Annotated in this window: 19 protein-coding genes; 6 read left to right on the forward strand and 13 right to left on the reverse strand. The window is 74.3% G+C overall.

Annotation, left to right across the window (positions count from 1 at the left end; translation table 11 throughout):
* Positions 1 to 25: 25 nt before the first annotated feature.
* Positions 26 to 868 (forward strand): sulfurtransferase, encoded by an 843-nt coding sequence (locus M3147_RS11625; RefSeq protein WP_251203865.1) that lies wholly within the window; start codon positions 26 to 28, stop codon positions 866 to 868.
* Here M3147_RS11625 and M3147_RS11630 read toward each other — a convergent pair.
* Genes M3147_RS11630 through M3147_RS11645 form a run of 4 tightly spaced genes read right to left on the reverse strand, consistent with a single transcriptional unit; the run spans position 865 to position 4,196 of the window.
* Positions 865 to 2,325 carry a hypothetical protein gene (locus M3147_RS11630; RefSeq protein WP_251203637.1) on the reverse strand — a complete coding sequence of 487 codons (1,461 nt, stop codon included), beginning with the start codon at positions 2,323 to 2,325 and terminating at the stop codon, positions 865 to 867. The two genes, M3147_RS11625 and M3147_RS11630, sit on opposite strands and share 4 nt — an antisense overlap.
* A gap of 28 nt (positions 2,326 to 2,353) precedes the next feature.
* Positions 2,354 to 2,782 carry a cupin domain-containing protein gene (locus tag M3147_RS11635; RefSeq protein WP_251203638.1) on the reverse strand — a complete coding sequence of 143 codons (429 nt, stop codon included), beginning with the start codon at positions 2,780 to 2,782 and terminating at the stop codon, positions 2,354 to 2,356.
* 5 nt (positions 2,783 to 2,787) lie between these two features.
* A complete protein-coding gene (locus M3147_RS11640; RefSeq protein ID WP_251203639.1) occupies positions 2,788 to 3,339 on the reverse strand; it encodes a TetR/AcrR family transcriptional regulator in 552 nt (183 codons plus the stop codon).
* Positions 3,340 to 3,380: 41 nt separating this feature from the next.
* Complete coding sequence (locus tag M3147_RS11645; protein WP_251203640.1) at positions 3,381 to 4,196, reverse strand: class I SAM-dependent methyltransferase; 816 nt, start codon at positions 4,194 to 4,196, stop codon at positions 3,381 to 3,383.
* Between the two features lie 180 nt (positions 4,197 to 4,376).
* Here M3147_RS11645 and M3147_RS11650 point away from each other — a divergent pair, with 180 nt between their 5' ends.
* On the forward strand, positions 4,377 to 5,363 hold the full coding sequence (locus M3147_RS11650) for an FKBP-type peptidyl-prolyl cis-trans isomerase (protein ID WP_251203641.1): 987 nt from the start codon (positions 4,377 to 4,379) through the stop codon (positions 5,361 to 5,363).
* 68 nt (positions 5,364 to 5,431) lie between these two features.
* Here M3147_RS11650 and M3147_RS11655 read toward each other — a convergent pair whose 3' ends face one another.
* Both M3147_RS11655 and M3147_RS11660 read right to left on the reverse strand, forming a co-directional pair.
* The gene (locus M3147_RS11655; protein ID WP_251203642.1) at positions 5,432 to 6,244 is read right to left on the reverse strand and encodes an energy-coupling factor transporter transmembrane component T family protein; all 813 of its coding nucleotides are present in this window, start codon (positions 6,242 to 6,244) and stop codon (positions 5,432 to 5,434) included.
* Positions 6,241 to 7,971 carry an ABC transporter ATP-binding protein gene (locus tag M3147_RS11660; protein ID WP_251203643.1) on the reverse strand — a complete coding sequence of 577 codons (1,731 nt, stop codon included), beginning with the start codon at positions 7,969 to 7,971 and terminating at the stop codon, positions 6,241 to 6,243. Before M3147_RS11660 ends, M3147_RS11655 begins: the two co-directional genes overlap by 4 nt.
* A gap of 131 nt (positions 7,972 to 8,102) precedes the next feature.
* On the opposite strand from M3147_RS11660, the gene M3147_RS11665 reads away from it, so the two are divergent.
* Complete coding sequence (locus M3147_RS11665) at positions 8,103 to 8,519, forward strand: transferase (RefSeq protein ID WP_189083430.1); 417 nt, start codon at positions 8,103 to 8,105, stop codon at positions 8,517 to 8,519.
* Positions 8,520 to 8,566: 47 nt separating this feature from the next.
* Here the strand turns inward: M3147_RS11665 and M3147_RS11670 are convergent, their stop codons facing one another.
* Genes M3147_RS11670 through M3147_RS11685 form a run of 4 tightly spaced genes read right to left on the reverse strand, consistent with a single transcriptional unit; the run spans position 8,567 to position 12,025 of the window.
* The gene (locus tag M3147_RS11670) at positions 8,567 to 9,754 is read right to left on the reverse strand and encodes an ABC transporter permease (RefSeq protein WP_251203644.1); all 1,188 of its coding nucleotides are present in this window, start codon (positions 9,752 to 9,754) and stop codon (positions 8,567 to 8,569) included.
* Complete coding sequence (locus M3147_RS11675; protein ID WP_251203645.1) at positions 9,751 to 10,449, reverse strand: ABC transporter ATP-binding protein; 699 nt, start codon at positions 10,447 to 10,449, stop codon at positions 9,751 to 9,753. Before M3147_RS11675 ends, M3147_RS11670 begins: the two co-directional genes overlap by 4 nt.
* Positions 10,446 to 11,498, reverse strand: coding sequence for a peptidoglycan-binding protein (locus tag M3147_RS11680; RefSeq protein WP_251203646.1), 1,053 nt, complete (start codon positions 11,496 to 11,498; stop codon positions 10,446 to 10,448). The genes M3147_RS11675 and M3147_RS11680 overlap by 4 nt, the downstream gene beginning before the upstream one ends.
* The gene (locus tag M3147_RS11685; protein WP_251203647.1) at positions 11,495 to 12,025 is read right to left on the reverse strand and encodes a hypothetical protein; all 531 of its coding nucleotides are present in this window, start codon (positions 12,023 to 12,025) and stop codon (positions 11,495 to 11,497) included. Before M3147_RS11685 ends, M3147_RS11680 begins: the two co-directional genes overlap by 4 nt.
* 138 nt (positions 12,026 to 12,163) lie before the next feature.
* On the opposite strand from M3147_RS11685, the gene M3147_RS11690 reads away from it, so the two are divergent.
* Together M3147_RS11690 and M3147_RS11695 are read left to right on the forward strand one after the other, a co-directional pair.
* Complete coding sequence (locus M3147_RS11690) at positions 12,164 to 12,862, forward strand: response regulator transcription factor (protein ID WP_251203648.1); 699 nt, start codon at positions 12,164 to 12,166, stop codon at positions 12,860 to 12,862.
* Complete coding sequence (locus M3147_RS11695) at positions 12,855 to 14,093, forward strand: sensor histidine kinase (RefSeq protein ID WP_251203649.1); 1,239 nt, start codon at positions 12,855 to 12,857, stop codon at positions 14,091 to 14,093. The genes M3147_RS11690 and M3147_RS11695 overlap by 8 nt, the downstream gene beginning before the upstream one ends.
* Before the next feature lie 6 nt (positions 14,094 to 14,099).
* On the opposite strand, the gene M3147_RS11700 is transcribed toward M3147_RS11695, so the two are convergent.
* The gene (locus tag M3147_RS11700; protein WP_251203650.1) at positions 14,100 to 15,149 is read right to left on the reverse strand and encodes an LLM class flavin-dependent oxidoreductase; all 1,050 of its coding nucleotides are present in this window, start codon (positions 15,147 to 15,149) and stop codon (positions 14,100 to 14,102) included.
* 158 nt (positions 15,150 to 15,307) lie between these two features.
* On the opposite strand from M3147_RS11700, the gene M3147_RS11705 reads away from it, so the two are divergent.
* Positions 15,308 to 16,510 carry a baeRF11 domain-containing protein gene (locus tag M3147_RS11705; protein WP_251203651.1) on the forward strand — a complete coding sequence of 401 codons (1,203 nt, stop codon included), beginning with the start codon at positions 15,308 to 15,310 and terminating at the stop codon, positions 16,508 to 16,510.
* An 83-nt stretch (positions 16,511 to 16,593) separates the two neighbouring features.
* Here M3147_RS11705 and M3147_RS11710 read toward each other — a convergent pair whose 3' ends face one another.
* Both M3147_RS11710 and M3147_RS11715 read right to left on the reverse strand, forming a co-directional pair.
* The gene (locus M3147_RS11710; RefSeq protein WP_251203652.1) at positions 16,594 to 16,974 is read right to left on the reverse strand and encodes a hypothetical protein; all 381 of its coding nucleotides are present in this window, start codon (positions 16,972 to 16,974) and stop codon (positions 16,594 to 16,596) included.
* Positions 16,975 to 17,033: 59 nt separating this feature from the next.
* Positions 17,034 to 17,954: an Lrp/AsnC family transcriptional regulator gene (locus tag M3147_RS11715; protein ID WP_251203653.1), complete on the reverse strand. Its 921-nt coding sequence runs from the start codon at positions 17,952 to 17,954 to the stop codon at positions 17,034 to 17,036.
* Positions 17,955 to 18,118 lie beyond the last annotated feature (164 nt).

The following is an 18,118-nucleotide window of genomic DNA, read 5'->3' on the forward strand; positions in this document are numbered from 1 at the left end:
GGGCGCGGGCGGGCATGCTGGAGGCATGTCGATCCTGATCACCGCCGAGGAGCTCGCCGAGCGGCTCGCCGACGAGGCATCCCGCACCGTCGTGCTCGACGTGCGCTGGAGCCTCGCCGCCCCCGACGGCCGCCCCGCGTACCGTGCCGGCCACGTGCCCGGCGCCGTCTACGTCGAGCTCGAGGCTGAGCTGACCGCCCCGCCCTCGCCCGCCGCCGGGCGGCATCCGCTGCCGGACGAGGCCGCGTTCACCGCGGCGATGCGGCGCTGGGGGCTGCGCGAGGGCGACGCGGTCGTCGTCATGGACGACCTCGGCAACCAGTCCGCCGCCCGCGCCTGGTGGCTGTTGCGCCACGCGGGCGTCGCCGACGTGCGGCTGCTCGACGGCGGCCTGGCCGCGTGGCGCGCTGCGGGCGGCACGCTCGAGACGGGCGACGTCGAGCCCCGGCCGGGCGACGCGACCGCGCACTTCGGGGCGATGCCGGTGATCGACGCGGATGCCGCGGCCGCCCTCCCCGCACACGGCGTGCTGCTCGACGCCCGGGCCGCAGAACGGTACCGAGGCGAGGTCGAGCCGGTCGACCCGGCAGCGGGCCACATTCCCGGCGCGCGCTCCGCACCGAGCGCCGGCAACCTCGACGCCGAGGGCCGGTTCCTGTCTCCCGAGGCGCTCCGCGAGCGCTTCGCCGCCCTCGGCGCGGACGGCGAGCGGCCGGTCGCGGTGTACTGCGGCTCCGGCGTCACCGCCGCGCACGAGGTCGCCGCGCTCGCGCTCGCCGGCGTCGCCGCCGCGCTGTATCCGGGCTCGTGGAGCCAGTGGTCGAACGATCCATCCAGAGCGGTCGCGACGGGGGAGGAGCCGAGTTAGTCGGGCTCGGCGATCCCGGCGGCGCGTAGCGCGTCGAGGTAGCGCAGATCGTCCTCGGCGCGCCGGCCGTGCGGATTCGCGACCAGGGTGACGTCCTCCCAGCCGGAGTGCGCGAGCTCCAGCAGCGACACGCGCAGCGCGGAGCGTCCGGGGTCGACCTCGCGCCAGGAGCCGTCCGAGACGGCGGCCGCGGTGACGACCGCCTGCAGCTCCGGGTTGCGCCGGATGAAGCGGGCGGGGTAGCCGCGGATCGTGACGTCGCCCGTCGCCCGGGTGAGGTCGAGCATCCAGTCGGGATCGTCCAGGCGTTCACGATGCCACCCGGCGTAGCGTGCCGCCACGGTCTCGTCCGGGTCCTGCAGCACCGGGTTGAGGATGAGCCCCCTGACCCGGCCGATCAGCGTCACCCGGCGGAACTCGCAACCGAAGAGGAAGCCGGAGTCGTCGAGCTGCAGGCCGTCGATGGTGACGTCCTCCAGCACCATCCCGTCGAGCATCGAGGCCCGCACCTCGAGGTCGCGGACCCGGATGCCGCTGAGCCGCGGCCGTTCCGGTTTCCGTTCCGCGCGGGCGACGCGCCAGTCCTCGAGCGTCACGCGCTCGGCGACGATCCCCTCGATCGACTCGCCCGGCTCGAGCCGGCGGTCGCGGTGCACCGTGCGCGGCGCCGGTCGGCCGCGGGCGGGCCGCAGCAGCGCTTCGGCCGAGGCGCTCGCCGCAGCGGCGAGCGCCTCGAGCGGCAGCGGGCCGGGCGGCGACGGGCGAAGGCCGGGCACCGCGGTGAGGGAGCGCGCCGCGCCGAGGTCGGATGCCGAGGCCAGCACGCCGTCGCCGACGAGCAGTGCGTCGACGAGGCCCTGCGGCAGTTCCGCGATCGGCTGCGCCGTCTCCTCGCCGTCGCCGAGCAGGAGCAGCCGCTGCGGCGCGGTGGCCCGCTCCTCGCTCGCGCCGACCGTGAGTCCGTCGCCCCGGTCGAGGACTCGGGCCAGCCCGGCGCGCCGCTCCCGGGCGTCGGGAACCGGCATCCCGCCGCGCTTGCGGCGCCCGACGACGGCGAAGCGATCGAGCGAGACGAGCGTCTCCATCGCGCGGCCCGTCGAGCCGACGGCGACGGTGTCGTCGTCGACCGGTGTGAGCCAGGCGTGGTCGCGGCCGAGGCCGGCGGTCAGCGTGCGGGACACCCGCAGCGACTCGAGCTCCACCTCGACGAGGCCGGCGTCGCCGAGCAGCAGGGCGCGCCGCGAGGCCGGCAGCAGCAGGGCGTCGCGGAGGAGGCCCCGAAGCCCCCGTCCGACCCGCCACGAGCCGTCGCGGAGATCGAGCACGCCGAAGCGGATCGTCGCCCGCCCCTCCACCCAGGACGTGACGAGCAGTTCCGGACCGAGCAGGCGGGTCGCGCTCAGTGCGGCGTGCGGGGCGTCGGCGGGAACGGGCATTCCGAGTCGGGTCGGGCTCACTCCCGCATGCTACCGAGCGCCGCCCCGTTCACCAGGGCGAGGGGCGGTCGGGGTCGCGCCGGCTGTCGTCGGGGAGGCGGGGAAGCGGTTCGCCGCCGCCGCGGATGCAGAGCCAGCGCAGCTCGCCCGCGCTGTCCGGGTGTGCGCGCCAGGTGCGCCAGACGCCCTGACCGACGCGGACGACGCTGCCGGGGCCGACGTCGACGACCTCGTCGTCGAGTCCCATCTGGCCGGTGCCGGCGAGGAACACGTAGAGCTCCTCGATGCGGGCGTGGGTGTGCCAGTACCCCGCCTCCTCGCCGGGTTCGAGCGCGTTCGCCGACATGCCCAGGTACTGCATCGCCAGCTCGTGGTCGACGATGCGGCGCCCGTCGCGGGAACGTGCGGCGTCGAAGCCGCCGTGGTGCGATCGCCACGCCTCGAGTGCGCCGATGTCGAGCACCTCGTAGTCGCCCATGCCGCTCACGCCTCGGCCCCCAGCAGCTCGAGGAGCCCCCGCACGGCGGAGCGCATCGCGGTGTCGTCGTCGAGCGCGCGGGACAGTACGTACCCGCCCTGGATGACCGCGACCGCGGTCGTCGCCCGGTCGCGGGCCGCGGCGGCGTCGAGCCCCTGCTCGGCGAACGCCTGCGCGACGAGCTCGATGAGCTCCGTGAAGTAGCGGGACACTTCGCCGCGCAGCGTGTCGTCGCCCATGACGACGGGATCGGCGGTGAGCCGGCCCACGCGGCAGCCCGCGGTCGCCGCGCGCGGCCGTTCGAGGTAGTCGGTGATGCGCAGTTGCGGTTCAGCGGGCCCGTGCAGCGTCGCGGTGGCCGAGCCGAGCGTGTCGTCGACGGTCTGCGCGACGGCGGCGGCGGCGAGATCCCGCTTCGACGGGAAGTGGTGGTACAGGCTGCCCTGCCCGACGCCGCTGCGGGCGAGCACCTCGCGCGGGGTCGTGGCGGCCACGCCGTTCGCCGCGTACAGCTCCTGCGCGGCCTCGATGAGGATGCGTCGTGCCTCGGTGGTCATGCCCCGAGCATGCCATACCTAGAGGTAGGTATGCCACTGGCTCAGGCCGGTCGGACCCCCACGGCGGTGATCGTCGAGGCATCCACCCGGTCGATGCCGCGCTCGGTGAGCAGCGCGGTGAAGCGCTCGCGCACCCGGCGCCTGGCCTTCTTGCCGAGGCCGCCGAGGAGACTCCGCCGGCCGGTGCCGAGCACGAGGCGCCAAGCGAGATCGCCGTCGAGCGGGAGATGCCGCGGCACGGCGTCGGCACGCACCCGCTCCAAGCCGAGCCCGTGCAGCCAGCCGGCGACCGCGCCGGTGGTGCCGGGCGTGCGATCGGCGTCCTGCGGCGCCCCGGGGGAGCCGCCGCCGACCTCCGCGACGGCATCCGCCAGCGCCTGCCGGAAGGAATGGAAGGCACCGTGCTGCCACACCGTGACCGCCACGCGGCCACCCGGCCTCGCCCGCTCGACGAGGGCGCGAGTGCCGGCGTCGAGCTCGTCGAAGAAGAACACCCCGAGCACGCACTGCACCAGGTCGTACCCCGACGGTTCCCACTCGCGCACGTCGCCCACGTGCAGCCGCAGCCGGGGCAGCCCGCCCGCCGCCTCCGCACGGGCGCGAGCCAGTTCGATCATCGGCGCCGCGGCGTCGACCGCGTCGACCAGGCCGTCGGGGCCGACGAGCTCGGCGGCCGGAACGGCGGAGGCCCCGGTGCCGCAGCACGCATCGAGCACCGTCTCGCCGAACTGCGGCTCGCTGCGTGCGATCGCGGAGAGCGAGATCGGCTGCCAGAGCTCCTCGTCGATCGCGAGGAAGGCGTCGGCGTGCCGGACGAAGCGCCGGACGGCGTCGGGTTGCTGCTGCTCGTCCCCCATCCGACTATTGTGGCCCCCGTCGGGGCGGCGGGCGCAATGCCTCGCGGGTGGGAGCTCGTCCTGTCGCGCCCCGTCTCAGCGAATCGAAAGGCGGATGCGGCAGACTGGGGCGACAGCGTCCGGCCGCCTGCACCGTCGTGCCGGCTCGCGCACCGATCCCGCATCACGAATCGAGACCTCATGAACCGCGCCCTGCGCCGCACCGCGCCCATCGCGCTCGCCGCCGCCTCCGCCCTCGTGCTCGCCGGATGCGCGGGCAGCGGCGACGCGCCCGCCTCGTCGAGCGACCCCGCCGCCACGGCGGCCGCCTGCTTCGAGGCGAAGTCCGGCGCCGAGAGCGACGCCGTCAAGGTGTCCGGCGACTTCGGCGCCACGCCGACCGCGGAGTTCACCACCCCGCTCGCCGCCGACGAGCTGCAGACCACCGTCGCGATCGAGGGCGACGGCGACGAGACGAAGTCGGGCCTCAGCGCCAACGTCATGCTCACCATGTTCAACGGCACGAGCGGCGCGCAGATCGTCTCCCAGGAGGTGCCGCTCGCGATGGGCGACACGAGCCTGCTCGACGCCTTCCGCTCGGCGATCGACTGCCAGCCCTACGGCACCCGCACCGTCACCGTCGCGCCGGCCGCCTCGCTCTACGGCGAGGCCGGCAACGAGTCCCTCGGCGTCGCCGCGGACGACACCGTGGTGATCGTCGCCGATGTGGTTGAGGAGTACGTCGAGCCGACCCCCGAGCCGCTGCCGACCCCGGCCGAGTGGACCCAGAACGTGCCCGAGGTCACCTTCAACGGCGACACGACGCCGACGGTCGTCATTCCGAAGGTGGATGCCTCGACCGAGCTCGAGCTGAAGGTGCTCGAGCCGGGCGACGGCAAGACGGTCGCCGACGGCGACCAGGTCACCGTGCAGTACGCGGGCCTCACCTGGGACGACGGCCAGGTCTTCGACGACAGCTACTCGCGCGGCGAGCCGGCGACGTTCTCCACCTCGGGGGTCATTCCGGGCTTCGGCGCGGCGCTCGTCGGGCAGAAGGTCGGCACGAAGCTCATCGTGACGATCCCGCCGGCCCTCGGCTACGGCGCGGAGCCGAGCGAGTCGAACGAGCTCGCCGGGCGCACCCTCGTCTTCGTCGTCGAGATCGTCGACACCGCCTCGGCGGGCTGATCCCGGCGCACTGAGCATCGACGGCTGAGGCCCGGGCGCTTCGCCCGGGCCTCAGCCGTGACCGCGGCTCAGGCCACCGCCGTCTCGACCGCCCACCACAGCAGCGCCGAGGCGAGCCAGAAGCCGAGCACGAACACCGTGTCGCGGCCGCGCCAGCGGCTGATCGTGCGTTCGGTGCGCGAGTCGTGGGCACCGAACGCGCGGGCGTCCATCGCGAGGGCGACGCGTTCGGCATGCCGGATGGCGCTCGCCAGCAGGGGCACGGCGAGGCCGATCGTGCCGCGCAGCCACGCGATGGGCCCGCGTCGTCCGTCGACGCCGCGCACCCGCCGGGCCGCGCGGATGACCTCGAGCTCGTGGCCGAAGCGCGGCACGAAGCGCATCGCCGCGAGCGCCGTGTAGCCGAGCCGGTAGGGCACCCGCAGCTGCTGCACGAGGGCGCGCACGAGCTCGGCTCCCGTCGTCGTGAGCCCCGAGACGAACGCGAGCAGGATGATCGCCGCGATGCGCAGCGCCGTCGCGAGGCCGACGAGGTACATCGCCCCGGTGAAGCGCCAGTCGCCGAGCCGGGCGAGCACGAGCTGGGAGCCGGGGCCGTCGGCGGGCAGCGTCGCCGGGTCGACCCAGATGCCGAAGCTCACGCCGAGGACCGCCGCGAGCGCGGGGACGCCGAGCACGACGACGAGGATCCAGCGCACCCCGAGCCGTGCCCCGAGGAGCAGCACGAGCGCCGCGAACACGGCGAACGCGAGCGGCAGCGGCACCCCGCGGGTGAAGACGAGCGCGATCATCACCGGAACCGGGCCCGCGAGCTTCGCGAGCGCGTTCAGCGAGCGCAGCGGACCGCCGTGCGCGACGGTGGTCTCGCCGAGCGCGCTCATGCGGCGCCGCCCGGGGCGGGGAGCTGAGCCCAGCGGGTGACGGCCCGCCACTCGGGGTGGTTCGCCAGGCCGCGGGTGGCGCGGGCGAGCGGCGGATGCCGAAGCCCCGCCTGCTCGATCAGCGGCCCCGCGAGCACCTCCGCGGTCGGGCCGATGCCGATGAGGCGGCCCTCGGCCATGACCGCGATGCGGCTCGCGTGGTCGGCGACGAGCTGCAGGTCGTGGGTCGCGGCGATCACCGTGGTGCCCGCATCGTTCAGTTCGCGCAGCAGCGCGACGAGCTCGCCCGCCCGCTCGCGGTCCTGGCCGAAGGTCGGCTCGTCGAGCACGAGCAGCGGCGCCCCGGCGATGAGCGCCGTGCCGACCGAGAGACGGCGCTTCTGGCCCCCGGAGAGCAGGAACGGATGCCTCGCGGCCGCCTCGGCGAGGCCGAACCGCTCGAGCATCGGGCGGACGGCCGTGGCCCGCCCCGCCTCCGGCACGCCCTGGAGGGCGAGCGCCTGCTCGAGCTCGCCGGCGACGGTGCCCGCGACGAACTGATGCTCGGGGTTCTGGAAGACGTAGCCGATCGACCGGCTGCGCGTCGCGGCATCCGCGGTCGCCGGATCGATGCCGGCCGCCTCGATGCGCCCGGCCGCGGGCACGAGCACCCCGGCGAGCGCCTGCAGCAGGCTCGACTTGCCGGCGCCGTTCACCCCGACCACCGCGAGGAAGTCGCCCGCAGGCACCTCGAGGTCGACCTCGTGCACGACGAGCGGCCCGCGCTTGCCGCCGCGGCGCACCGAGACGCCGCGGGCCGAGACCACGGGCGGCCCGATGGGGATGCCGGGGCTGGCGGTCGCGGCCGCCGGGTCGCGCGGCGCCGGCAACGCAGGGGCGGCGTCGAGGGCGGCGCCGAGCTCGGCTGGGGTGATCGGCAGCGGATCGATCGCGACGCCCGCCTCGCGGAGCCGGAGCGCGGCGAGGGTCGAGACCGGCAGCCAGACGCCGAGCGCCGCGAGCTCCTCGGCCCGGCCGGTGAGCACTTCGCGGGTGGGGCCGTCGGCGACGAGCCGGCCGTCGGCGTCGAGCACGACGACCCGGTCGACGAGGTCGGCGGCGGCGTCGAGGTTGTGCTCGACGAGCACGATCGCGTGGTCGCGGTCGGAGGCGAGCTCCCGCAGCACCGCGTACACCTCGTCGATACCCGCCGGGTCGAGGTTCGCCGTCGGCTCGTCGAGCACGAGCACGGGGGAGCCCATCGCGAGGGCCGCGGCGATCGCGAGCCGCTGCCGCCCACCGCCGGACAACCGTGCCGGGTCGTCGGCCCGGCGCTCCCAGAGGCCGACGAGCTTCAGCGCCCGCTCGGCGCGCTCGAGCACCTCGTCGACCGGCAGCAGCAGGTTCTCCGGGCCGAAGCAGACCTCGTCGAGCAGGGAGCTCGTGACGACCTGTGCGTCCGGGTCCTGGAACACCATCGCCACCCGTTCGGACAGCTCGCCCACGCGGTGCTCGCGGGTGTCGAGGCCACCGACGACCACCCGACCGTCGAGTTCGGCCGGCACCGCGTGCGGCACGAGCCCGTTCAGCGCGAGCGCGAGCGTCGACTTGCCGCACCCGGAGGGGCCGAGCAGCAGCACCACTTCGCCGGGGTGGACGACGAGGTCGACGCCGTCCGGGGTGGCGCGCTCCGCACCCTCGTGCCGGATGCGCACGCCCTCGAGCTGCAGCAGGGGGGCGTCGGGCATGAGGCAAGCCTAATCTCGCGGGCCGGGCGGATGCCGAGAGCCCCGATCAGCCCGGGAATACCCCGTCGCCTACCGGTGTTGTGTCTATGTTCGGGGCGGAGAGTCCGTCCTGGCAGTGAAGGAGGCGGAACGTGGGCATCAGCTACGTCGAATTCGAAGACGAGCACGGGGTTCTGCGCCGCTACCGCAAGCACGCGAACGGACGCGGCCTGGTCGCGACCACCGCGAAGGTCGACCCGACGGCCTACGTCGACCCGACCGCCTACGTCGATCCGGGTGCCGTCGTGCAGCGCGGCGCATCGATCGAGCACGGCGGCTGGGTCGAGGCCGATGCGATCGTCGCCGAGCGGGCGGTCATCGGTGTGAACGCCCGCATCGGGCACGGAGCCGTCGTCGGCCGCAGCGCGGTCGTCGGCCCGTACGCGACCGTGGGCCCCGACGCGAAGGTGCACAACGGCGCCCGCGTCCCCCGTGACACGTCCGTCGCCGAGGGCACCGAGTACCGGCCCTCGAGCGACGATCTGCGCCGGCTCGGCCTCGCGGCCTGAGCCCGCCGTCCGGCCCGGCCACCCCCTGGCCGGGCCGGGCCCGAGGCCTAGTGCCCGAGCGCGGCCGTCGGCGAGGTGCGCGCCGCCCTGAGCGCCGGGAGCACCCCGGCGAGCGCACCCACCGCGACGGTCACGACGATCCCGGCGAGCGGCACCTCGAGCGGCATCGCGACGAGCCATCCGTTCGATCTGGCGACCACGGCCGTGACCACCCAGCCGATACCGACCCCGAGCACCCCGCCGAGCGCGGCGAGCAGCATGGCCTCCACCAGGAACTGCGCCCGGATGTGCCCGCGGGTCGCGCCGAGGGAACGGCGCAGCCCGATCTCCCGGCGCCGCTCCAGCACGGTGATCACCATGGTGTTCGCCACGCCGATGCCGCCGACGAGCAGCGCGATCGAGCCGACCCCGATGAGCAGCCCGGTGAAGGCCTGATCGATGAGCTGCTTCGCCGCGAGCGCGTCGGACGGGCGGCTCACCTTCACCTCCTCCGGGGCCTCCGGGTTCGCGGTCACCGCGAGCAGCTCGCGCACCTCGGCCACGGCGTCCTCCGCCGAGCGCTCGTAGATGGTCGTCGGTGAGCCCGCGAAGCCGAACAGCTCGGCGGCGCGCTCCCCGGTGACGAGGGCGGCGGTGTCGAGTTCCGGCGTGAGCGGCGAGGGGTCCAGGATGCCGACGACGGTGAACTCGCGACCGCCGAGCCAGAGCTGCGTCCCGGCACGGTGCACCCCGAGCCGTTCCGCGGCCTTCGAGCCGAGGACCACGGTGTCGAGCGATGCGGGCACCTCGGCGAGCCAGCGCCCGTGCGCGAGCGAGCTGCCGGTGGCGTCGAGGAGCGCGGCGTCGGCGGCCAGCACGGAGAGGCCGCCGGTCTCGCCGCGGCCGATCATGGCGTTCCGGTAGACGTGCACCTTCTCGAGCGATGCCGTCCATGCGGCCGTCTCGACGCCGTCGAGCCGGAGGATGCGCCCGGTCGCCTCTTCGGGCAGTTCGCTCGCCTTGCCGAACAGGTCGTCGCCCGCGGTGACGGTGAGCAGATTCGTGCCGAGCGCGGCGAGCTGCTGCTGCACGAGCGCCCGGCTCGACGCCGACAGCCCGACGACGGCGACCATCGCCGCGATGCCGATCGCGATGCCGAGCGCCGAGAGGGCCGCCCGGAGCGGATGCGCCCGCACCCCGTGGGCGCCGAGCGCCAGGAGATCGGCGGGGCGGAGCCGGGAACGCGGCGCGCTCATGCCGCCGCTCCCGATCCCGATTCGGCCCGCTCGTCGAGGCGCCCGTCGCGGATGCCGATGCGTCGCGGAAGCCCGGCGGCGAGCTCGCGATCGTGCGTGATCACGACGACGGTGGTGCCGCTCGCGTGCAGCTCGCGGAGGATGCCGACGACCGTCGCACCCGAGCGGCTGTCGAGGCTGCCCGTCGGTTCGTCGGCGAGGAGCACCGCCGGCTCGCCCACGATGGCCCTGGCGATCGCGACCCGCTGCCGTTCGCCACCGGACAGCTGCCGGGGCAGGTGGCGCGCACGGTGCGCGAGGCCGACCCGGTCGAGCGCTTCGGCGGCGCGCTCCCGTCGCACGCTCGCGCGCACGCCCGAGTACAGCAGCCCCGTCGCGACGTTCTCGAGCGCGGTCACGCCGTCGGCGAGGTGGAACTGCTGGAACACGAAGCCGATCGTGCGCGCCCGCAGTGCACTCAGCGCGGCATCCCCGAGCGTGCGCACGTCGATGCCGTCGACCCGCACCGTCCCCGCGGTGGGCCGGTCGAGCGTGCCCATCAGGTTCAGCAGCGTCGACTTGCCGGAGCCGCTCGGGCCGACGATCGCGGCGAGTTCGCCGCGGCGGATCACGAGGTCGACGCGATCGAGCGCGAGCGTCGGCGGGGAACCGTACTCGCGGCTCGCGCCGACGAGTTCGAGGACCGGCGCGCTCATGCGCTCACCGCCACCCGGTCGCCGGCCTCGAGCTCGCCCGACACGATTTCGACCATCCCGCTGGCGAAGGAGCCGAGCTCCACCTCGACGCGTTCGAGGCCCTTCGGGGTGACGACGTCGACGGCGGAGCCTCCGCCCGGCACGGCGAGCAGCGCGGTCACGGGCACGAGCATCACCTCGCTCGCGAGCACGTGGCTGAACGTCGCCGTCACCTTGACCTCGCCGAACTCGGCGGCCGCGGCGGGGTCGTCGAGGCTCAACCGCACCGGCAGCTTCATCGCGCTGCCGCCCATGCCGTCGTCGCGCTCGACGGGGGAGCCGACCGACTGCACGGTCGCGGTCGTCGTCGCCCCGCCCGGGAGCCGCAGCTCCACCTTCCCGCCGACGGGTGCGGTGCTCGACAGCGTCGGGTCGAGGTCGAGGGCGACCTCCCGCGCGGTCCCGGTCACCTCGATCGCGGCGCCGCCCGAGGCGTCGCCGACGGATGCCTCGAGCGCACGCACCCGCACGTCGCCGGCCGAGAACACGATGCGTCCGAGCTCGATCGAGCCGGTCTCCTCGAGCCCGAGGGATTCCTGCCAGTCCTCGATCGCGGAGGCGGTGCGCGAGGTGAACTCCTCGTCCGGCTCGCGGTCGAAGAAGCCGAGGGCGGCGAGGTTCTCCTCCAGCTGACGCACGTCGGCGCCGTCGCTCATCCCCTCGTCGAAGGCCCGCCAGGCGGGCAGTTCGCCCGCGAACAGCACGACCGGGGTGTCGTCGACGCGGAGCAGCACCCCGCCGCGCCCGATCACCTCGCCGAGTCCCGGCAGCCAGGTCACCGTGCCCGGCAGGGTCGAGGCGAGCTTCCGCGAGCCGCCGTAGCCGAGTTCGCCGGTGACCCGGGCGGTCTCGACGAGGTCGCCGACCGTGACCTCGGCGGACTCGGGCGTCGGCGCGTCCGCCCCGGCGTCGGCCTCGGCCTGCGGGTCCGGGCGGAGCATCCAGATCCCCGCCGCGACGACCGCGGCGGCCGCGACCCCCGCGACCGGCAGCAGCCAGCGGCGTCTCATTCGCCCGTCCCGAATCCGGCGGCCTCGCTGCAGCGGTCGAGGTCGGCCTCGTCGTAGTCGGCCATCGCCATCGCGGCCGACATGCCGTTCTCGCTCGGCGGCGCGGGGTCGGGGTAGTCGTAGCCGGCCTCGCGCATGCACTTCGCGAAGACGAGCTGCTGCTCGTACATCTCCTCCATGGTGGGGGCGTCGGGGTCGACCGGCGGGTCACCGACCTCGCCCCGGCAGTCCTCGTCGGCGGCCTGGAACGCGTCGAAGTCGATCTCACCCGCGTCGAGCGTCACGGCCTGGCCGCCCTCGCCCGTGTCCATGGGCTTCGGCAGCTCGATGCCGGACTTCTTCATGCAGGCGTCGTACTTCAGCCGCCAGTCGTCGTACTGCTGCTCGTAGGTGCTGTTCTGCAGCGCTCCGCCGTTCTCGGCGGCGCCGTCGGCGCCGGGCGCCGCGGTGCACGCACTGAGCAGCGCGGCGAAGCCGACGAGCGACGCGGCGCCGAGCAGGCGAAGGGCGGTGGGTGCGGTGGGCATGTCGGGGTCCTCCCGTTCGTGGCCCGCCTGGTCGCGGGCATCCCCAGCTGATCCGAAGCCCGGTCATAGCGGCGTCAAGGACTCCGCTGACGTTTTCCATACCTCCGAGCTGCTTCGATGAGGGCTGGAGGATGATCGATGCGCGTACTGGTGGCCGAAGACGAGGCGATGCTCGCCGAGGCGATCCGGGCGGGACTGGCGCAGCACGCCATCGCCGCGGACCTCGCCGGCGACGGCGAGGCGGCGCTCGCCGCGATCGACGTGAACGACTACGACGCCGTCGTGCTCGACCGCGACCTGCCCGTGCTGCACGGCGACGAGGTGTGCGCCGAGCTCGCCGGGCGGACGCACCGGCCCGCCATCCTCATGCTCACCGCCGCCCGCCGGCTGGAGGAACGCGTCGACGGGCTCGCCCTCGGCGCCGACGACTACCTGCTGAAGCCGTTCGAATTCCCCGAGCTCGTCGCGCGGCTCCGCGCCCTCACCCGCCGGAGCTTCGAGGCGCGGCCACCGGTGCTCTGCGCCGGCGACGTGCGGCTCGACCCGGTGCGGCACGAGGTGTTCCGCGGGCCGCGGGTCGTGCGGCTGTCCCGCAAGGAGTTCGCGGTGCTGGAGGTGCTGCTGCGCGAGCCCGGCACGGTGCGCAGCGCCGAGTACCTGCTGGAGAAGGCCTGGGACGAGCACGCCAACCCCTTCACCAACTCCGTGAAGGTGACGATCAGCACGCTCCGCCGGAAGCTCGGCGAGCCCTGGGCCATCCGCACGGTGCCCGGCGTCGGCTACGTGATCGGGGAGCCGTCGGGGGCCGAGCCGTCGGGGGCCGAGCCGCGTGGCTGAGGTGCGGCCGTTCCGGCTCACCATCCGTGCGCGGCTCGCGCTCACCTACTCCGGCCTCCTCGTCGGATCGAGCGCGCTCCTGCTCGGCTTCATCTACTTCGCCCTCGGCGTGCTGCCGAGTTACGCGTTCTCCTCGGCGTCGGTCACCCTCCTCGACGCTTCGACGACGGCGATGACGACGCTCGTGCCGGCGCAGCCCGAGTGGCTGCGCTCCGAGGTGGACTACGACGCCGGCTTCGCCGCGACCGCGGCGACGCCCGGCATCGTGGTCGCCTCGCGTGACGACCTGCAGCAGCTGTACCTCTGGGTCGCCGCCGGCATGCTCGCGCTGCTCGCCGCGGTCGGGAGCTGGGCCGGCTGGGCCCTCGCCGGGCGGGTGCTGCAGCCCCTGCACGACATCGGGGTCGCCGCCCGCCGGGCCGCGCGCGGCCGGTTCGACCACCGGCTGGCGCTCACCGGACCCCGTGACGAGGTCACCGATCTCGCGGACACCTTCGACGAGATGCTGGGCGAGCTGGAGGGGGCGTTCCACGCGCACCGGCGCTTCGCGGCGAACGCCTCGCACGAGCTGCAGACCCCGCTCGCGACCACCCGGACGATGCTCGACGTCGCGATCGGTGCCCACCCGGCCGCCTCGGAGCGGGCGATGCTCGAACGGCTCCGACTCGTGAACGAGCGGAGCATCGCCGCCGTCGAGGCACTGCTCGACCTCTCCCAACTCGAACGCGGCGGCCCGGTCGAGACGGCCCCGGTGCGGCTCGACCGGCTCGTGGCGGAGGTGCTCGTCGAGCTCGCCCCGGAGGCGGCGGAGGCCGGCATCCGCGTGCGCCGCGAGCTCGCCCCGGCGACGGTCGCCGCCTCGGCGCCGCTCCTGCGTCAGCTCGTCCTCAACCTCGTGCAGAACGCGATCCGCCACAACCGGGCGGGCGGCGAGGTCGTCGTCGCGGTGGGCCCGGCGGATGCCCCGGCGACGGATGCTCCGGCGGCGGATACCCGGGCCGCGCGGCTGCGGGTCGGCAACACCGGTCCCGTCGTCCCGGAGGACGCCGTCGCCGCGCTCACCGAGCCCTTCTTCCGCGGGCCGGGACGGGTCGCGACCGGGGGCCAGCAGGGGCGCGGCCTCGGGCTCTCGATCGTGGCGGCCATCGCCGAACGCCACGGCGCGGAACTCGTGCTCGCCGCGCGCGGCGGCGGCGGCCTCGAGGTGGAGCTGAGGCTGCCCGGCGCCTGAGCCGGGCTACGCCGCGAGCGCCTCCGCGAGCAGGGTCAGCGACTGCTCCCGGCCCGGGGCGGTGTCGCTCGGCTCGTCGGCGCGGGCGCCCGCCACGGGCGAGACCATGATCTCCTCGACCCCGTGCCTGGTGGCGAGGGTGCGCAGCTCGGCGGCCGCGGCATCCGCGTCACCGATGATCCAGCGGTGCCGCATCGCCTGAATGAGCTGCTCCGCATCGGAGTCGCGGGGTGCCGCGAGCGCCTGGTCGACGGTCTCGAGCGGCCGCATCGGCCGGTTCAGCCGGAGCCTCGCCATCGCCCGCAGTTGCGGCAGCGCCCGCTCGGCAGCCTCCTCGGCGGTCGGGGCGACGACGACGTTCGCCGTGAGGAACGTCACCGGCTCCGGATGCGCCTCGCTCGGCTGGTACCCGCTGCGGTACAGCTCGAGCGCCCGCTCGAGCCCCTCGCCCGAGAAGTGGTTCGCGAACACGTAGGGCAGCCCGAGCTCGGCGGCGAGCTTCGCCGAATAGTCGCTCGAGCCGAGCAGCCACAGCGTCGGCACCTCGGTCGCGGCGGGCGTCGCCTGGATCGCGTACTCGCGGCCGCTCGTCAGCCGCAGCGTCGCGCCGTCGGGGGAGAGCAGCGCGAGGATGTCCGCGATGTGGTCCGGGAAGCGGTCGACGTCGGCCGTCGGCCCGGAGATGCGCAGCAGCTGCGTGATCACCGGGTCGCTGCCGGGCGCGCGACCGATGCCGAGGTCGATCCGCCCCGGGGCGAGCGCCTCGAGGGCGGCGAACTGCTCCGCGACGACGAGGGGGGCGTGGTTCGGCAGCATCACGCCGCCCGATCCCACCCGGATCCGCTCGGTGCCCGCCGCGGCCGCCGCGATCAGCACGGGCGGCGTCGTCGACGCCACCGAGGGCATGTTGTGGTGCTCGGCGAACCAGTAGCGCTCGTAGCCCGCGCGGTCGGCGAGGCGTGCGAGCGCCATCGAGGCGCGCACCGCCTCCGCGCTCGTCTGGCCGTCGCGGACGGGAATGAGGTCGAGAACGGAGAGCTTCGGCGTCGTGGTCATCACTCCTGCCAACGCCGGGAGCGGCGACGGCTATTCCAGCGGGTCATCCTGAACATGCCATCCGGATGCCGCAGCTGGGGGTGTTGCGCGGCGGTGCGCCTTCATATGGTGGGGAGGGAGCGACATCGCCGTCGCTCTCGATCCTCGAGGGGGTACGAATGACGGTCCACTACGAACTGCCCACGGCCGCGGACTTCACGGTCTTGGCGGGGGCCCATCACCCGGCGGTCACCATCTACGCGTCGACCTCGCCAGTGGTGAGCGAGCGCGAGCGGGCCGAGGTGGCGGTGAAGAGCGGCTTCGACGAGGCGCTCGAGCACCTGAAGGGTGCGGGCGCCGATGCGGCCGAACTCGACGCGATCCGAGCCGAGCGAGACCGGATCCTCGGCGACCAGCAGCTCTGGGGCGGACTCGCCCGCTCGCTCGCGCTGTTCGTCTCGCCCGAGGTGAGCGAGGTGTTCGTGCTGCCGAACCGGCTGGACGATGCCGTGCACGTCGGCTCCCACTTCACACTCGGCCAGCTGCTGCGCGCCCCGAGCCAAGATCAGGAGGCCTACGCCATCACCATCTCGGCGAGCGAGTGGGCGCTCTGGCACGCGACCCCGACCGACCGCGCCGTGAAGCTGCCGATCGACCAGCAGGGCACCGCGAACCTCGACGAGGCCACCAACCGTGAGCCCGGCGAGGACAAGCCGCGCGGCTCGAACCGAGGCACGGCGAGCCAGTTCGGCGGAGCCAGCCGACTGCTCGGCGACGAGGGGCGCAAGACCCTCCTCGACCAGTACGCGAAGCGCGTCATCGAGGTCGCCCGTCGCGAGCTGCTGGAGCGCGACCCCGAGGAGCGGGTGCCGGTGTTCGTGTTCGCGGCCGAGCCGCTGCTCAGCCTCTTCCTGCAGAACACCAGGAACTCGCGCCGCGTCGTCGCCGTGCCCGGCTCGCCCGATCGGCTCGGCGCGGCGGAGCTCGACGAGATCCTCCGCCGGGAACTGGGACGGCTGAACGTGCGCGAGGCCGAACGGTCGCTGCGGGCGCTCGCCGAGGGCAGCGCCGGGCGCGTCGAGCGCGACCTCGCGGCGATCGGCCGAGAGGCCGCCGACGGTGCGGTCGAGACGTTCTGGTTCGACTTCACGAGCTCCGTGAACGGCACGCTCGACCGGGAGTCGGGTGCGATCGAGTTCGCCGTCGAGCACGGCGACGGCGACGCGCTCGCCGACGGCACGCCGGCGGGCGACCTGCTGCCGCAGCTCGCCCTCCTCGTCGTGGCGAAGGGCGGCAAGGTCGTCACCGTGCGGGCCAGCGAACTCGACGGCGGCGTCTGGTCGCCTCCGGCGATGGCGGAGCTGCGCTTCGCCCTCGCCTGAGTCGGCGCGGGCGCGGCGCGCGAACGCGCGGAACGGCGGGATGCCTCGGACGAGGCATCCCGCCGTTCCGTTCCCGCCCGGCCTCAGCCCCGGATCAGCTCGCCCGCGGCCGCCTGGTCGGGTGCAGGCTCGGCGACGGCCACGGTGAGGGGTTCCCGCCCGGGCAGTTGGATCACGATCTCGGTGGCGGCGGAGTCCTCGATGATCGCCTCCACCCAGGTGACGGTGTCGGCGCGGAGGACCGCGTCGTCGGGCGGGGTCTCGCGCACCGCGAGCCACAGCGAGCCCGGGTGGGGCACGACGCCGCCGTTGACCGGGACGAGCTCCAGGGTCCAGCCGGGGCTCGGGCAGAGCCCCGAGCCGGCGATGCGGATCAGGCGGGATCCGCAGGAGCGCACGGCCGTCGCCCGGAAGCGGGCCGCGCGGTAGTCGCAGAACAGCACGGGGGAGTTGAACCGGGTCATGCCGCAGACGGTAACCCCGGACGGGATGGCGCGGCCTCAGGGTGAGCGCTGAATCGGTCTCAGGGTCGGGTGGCGCCCGTACCGGCGCCGGCGACGGGCGTGCGGAGCGTCCGCGCGTAGTGCTCCTTCAGCACGGCCAGGTGCAGCCACGACTCGGTGTGCACGACGCCGGGCACGGCGCGGATGCGTTCGAGGCTCGCGAAGAGGGCGCCCGGCGAAGGCTCGACGAGCGTCATGATGGCGTCGAAGCGGCCGAGAGTCTTCGCGGCGAAGTCGACGCCGCGCCAGCCCTGCAGCGCGGTGAGGAGGGCGTCGTCGGCGCCGGCGAGATTCAGGCCGACGCCCATGGAGAGCTGCCGGTGGGCGAGGCCGCGCGCCTCGACCGCGCTCACCTTGATCACGCCGCCGTCGACGAGCCGTTGCACCCGGGTCGCGACCGCGGACGGCGAGAGCCGCACCGCTTCGCCGAGTGCGCGGAAGCTCGCCCTGCCGTCACGCTGCAACTGCTCGATGAGGGCGGTGTCGATGGCGTCGATCGTGATGCCGCCGTGGTACTCGGAGACGAAGAAGCCGCGGATGACCTTCGAGTAGATGAGCGTGTTGATCTCGACGACGTTCGGCATCGCACGGATGCGGGCGAGCAGGCGGTGCAGCGCCGCCATGGAGGAGAGCCGGACCTCGGTGACGAGGTCGTAGACCCCGCCCACGGCGGAGACGAGAACGGTCTCGGCGAGGCCTCGCAGCTGTTCGGCGACGCGCTCGACGTCGCCGTCCGTGCGGATCGACACGTGGGCGAGCACGTGCTGGCCGAGGAAGACGGGATCGACCGCGGCGACGACGCGGACGGTGCCGTCGGACAGCATCGCGCGCAGCCGAGCGGACACCGCCGCGCGCGATTGGCCGAGGCGGCCGGCGAGCGCGTGGATGCTCGAGCGGCCGTCCTCCTGGAGGGCGCGGATGAGCTCGGCGTCGAAGTCCATGGCGCTACGCCGCCCGTCCGAGATTCCGCTGATCGCGAGTGATCACGTGCACAACAGCAGTGTAGTTGCCCGATCAGCCGACGATCAGAACGATTCCGCTTCGAGTTGCGAGCAAAACTCCAGTGGGTCAGGCGTCCTGCTGGAGTTCTGTGCTTGCTGGCGAC

This window comes from Agromyces mediolanus (assembly GCF_023715325.1).
Taxonomy (GTDB): Bacteria; Actinomycetota; Actinomycetes; order Actinomycetales; family Microbacteriaceae; genus Agromyces; species Agromyces mediolanus_A.

Bases quoted from the DNA above. Each gene is read 5' to 3' on its own strand.
- M3147_RS11625 (WP_251203865.1), top strand. From the start codon at position 26: ATGTCGATCCTGATCACCGCCGAGGAGCTCGCCGAGCGGCTCGCCGAC.
- M3147_RS11635 (WP_251203638.1), bottom strand. From the start codon at position 2,782: ATGGGCGACTACGAGGTGCTCGACATCGGCGCACTCGAGGCGTGGCGA.
- M3147_RS11640 (WP_251203639.1), bottom strand. From the start codon at position 3,339: ATGACCACCGAGGCACGACGCATCCTCATCGAGGCCGCGCAGGAGCTG.
- M3147_RS11645 (WP_251203640.1), bottom strand. From the start codon at position 4,196: ATGGGGGACGAGCAGCAGCAACCCGACGCCGTCCGGCGCTTCGTCCGG.
- M3147_RS11650 (WP_251203641.1), top strand. From the start codon at position 4,377: ATGAACCGCGCCCTGCGCCGCACCGCGCCCATCGCGCTCGCCGCCGCC.
- M3147_RS11655 (WP_251203642.1), bottom strand. From the start codon at position 6,244: ATGAGCGCGCTCGGCGAGACCACCGTCGCGCACGGCGGTCCGCTGCGC.
- M3147_RS11660 (WP_251203643.1), bottom strand. From the start codon at position 7,971: ATGCCCGACGCCCCCCTGCTGCAGCTCGAGGGCGTGCGCATCCGGCAC.
- M3147_RS11670 (WP_251203644.1), bottom strand. From the start codon at position 9,754: ATGAGCGCGCCGCGTTCCCGGCTCCGCCCCGCCGATCTCCTGGCGCTC.
- M3147_RS11675 (WP_251203645.1), bottom strand. From the start codon at position 10,449: ATGAGCGCGCCGGTCCTCGAACTCGTCGGCGCGAGCCGCGAGTACGGT.
- M3147_RS11680 (WP_251203646.1), bottom strand. From the start codon at position 11,498: ATGAGACGCCGCTGGCTGCTGCCGGTCGCGGGGGTCGCGGCCGCCGCG.
- M3147_RS11685 (WP_251203647.1), bottom strand. From the start codon at position 12,025: ATGCCCACCGCACCCACCGCCCTTCGCCTGCTCGGCGCCGCGTCGCTC.
- M3147_RS11690 (WP_251203648.1), top strand. From the start codon at position 12,164: ATGCGCGTACTGGTGGCCGAAGACGAGGCGATGCTCGCCGAGGCGATC.
- M3147_RS11700 (WP_251203650.1), bottom strand. From the start codon at position 15,149: ATGACCACGACGCCGAAGCTCTCCGTTCTCGACCTCATTCCCGTCCGC.
- M3147_RS11705 (WP_251203651.1), top strand. From the start codon at position 15,308: ATGACGGTCCACTACGAACTGCCCACGGCCGCGGACTTCACGGTCTTG.
- M3147_RS11710 (WP_251203652.1), bottom strand. From the start codon at position 16,974: ATGACCCGGTTCAACTCCCCCGTGCTGTTCTGCGACTACCGCGCGGCC.
- M3147_RS11715 (WP_251203653.1), bottom strand. From the start codon at position 17,954: ATGGACTTCGACGCCGAGCTCATCCGCGCCCTCCAGGAGGACGGCCGC.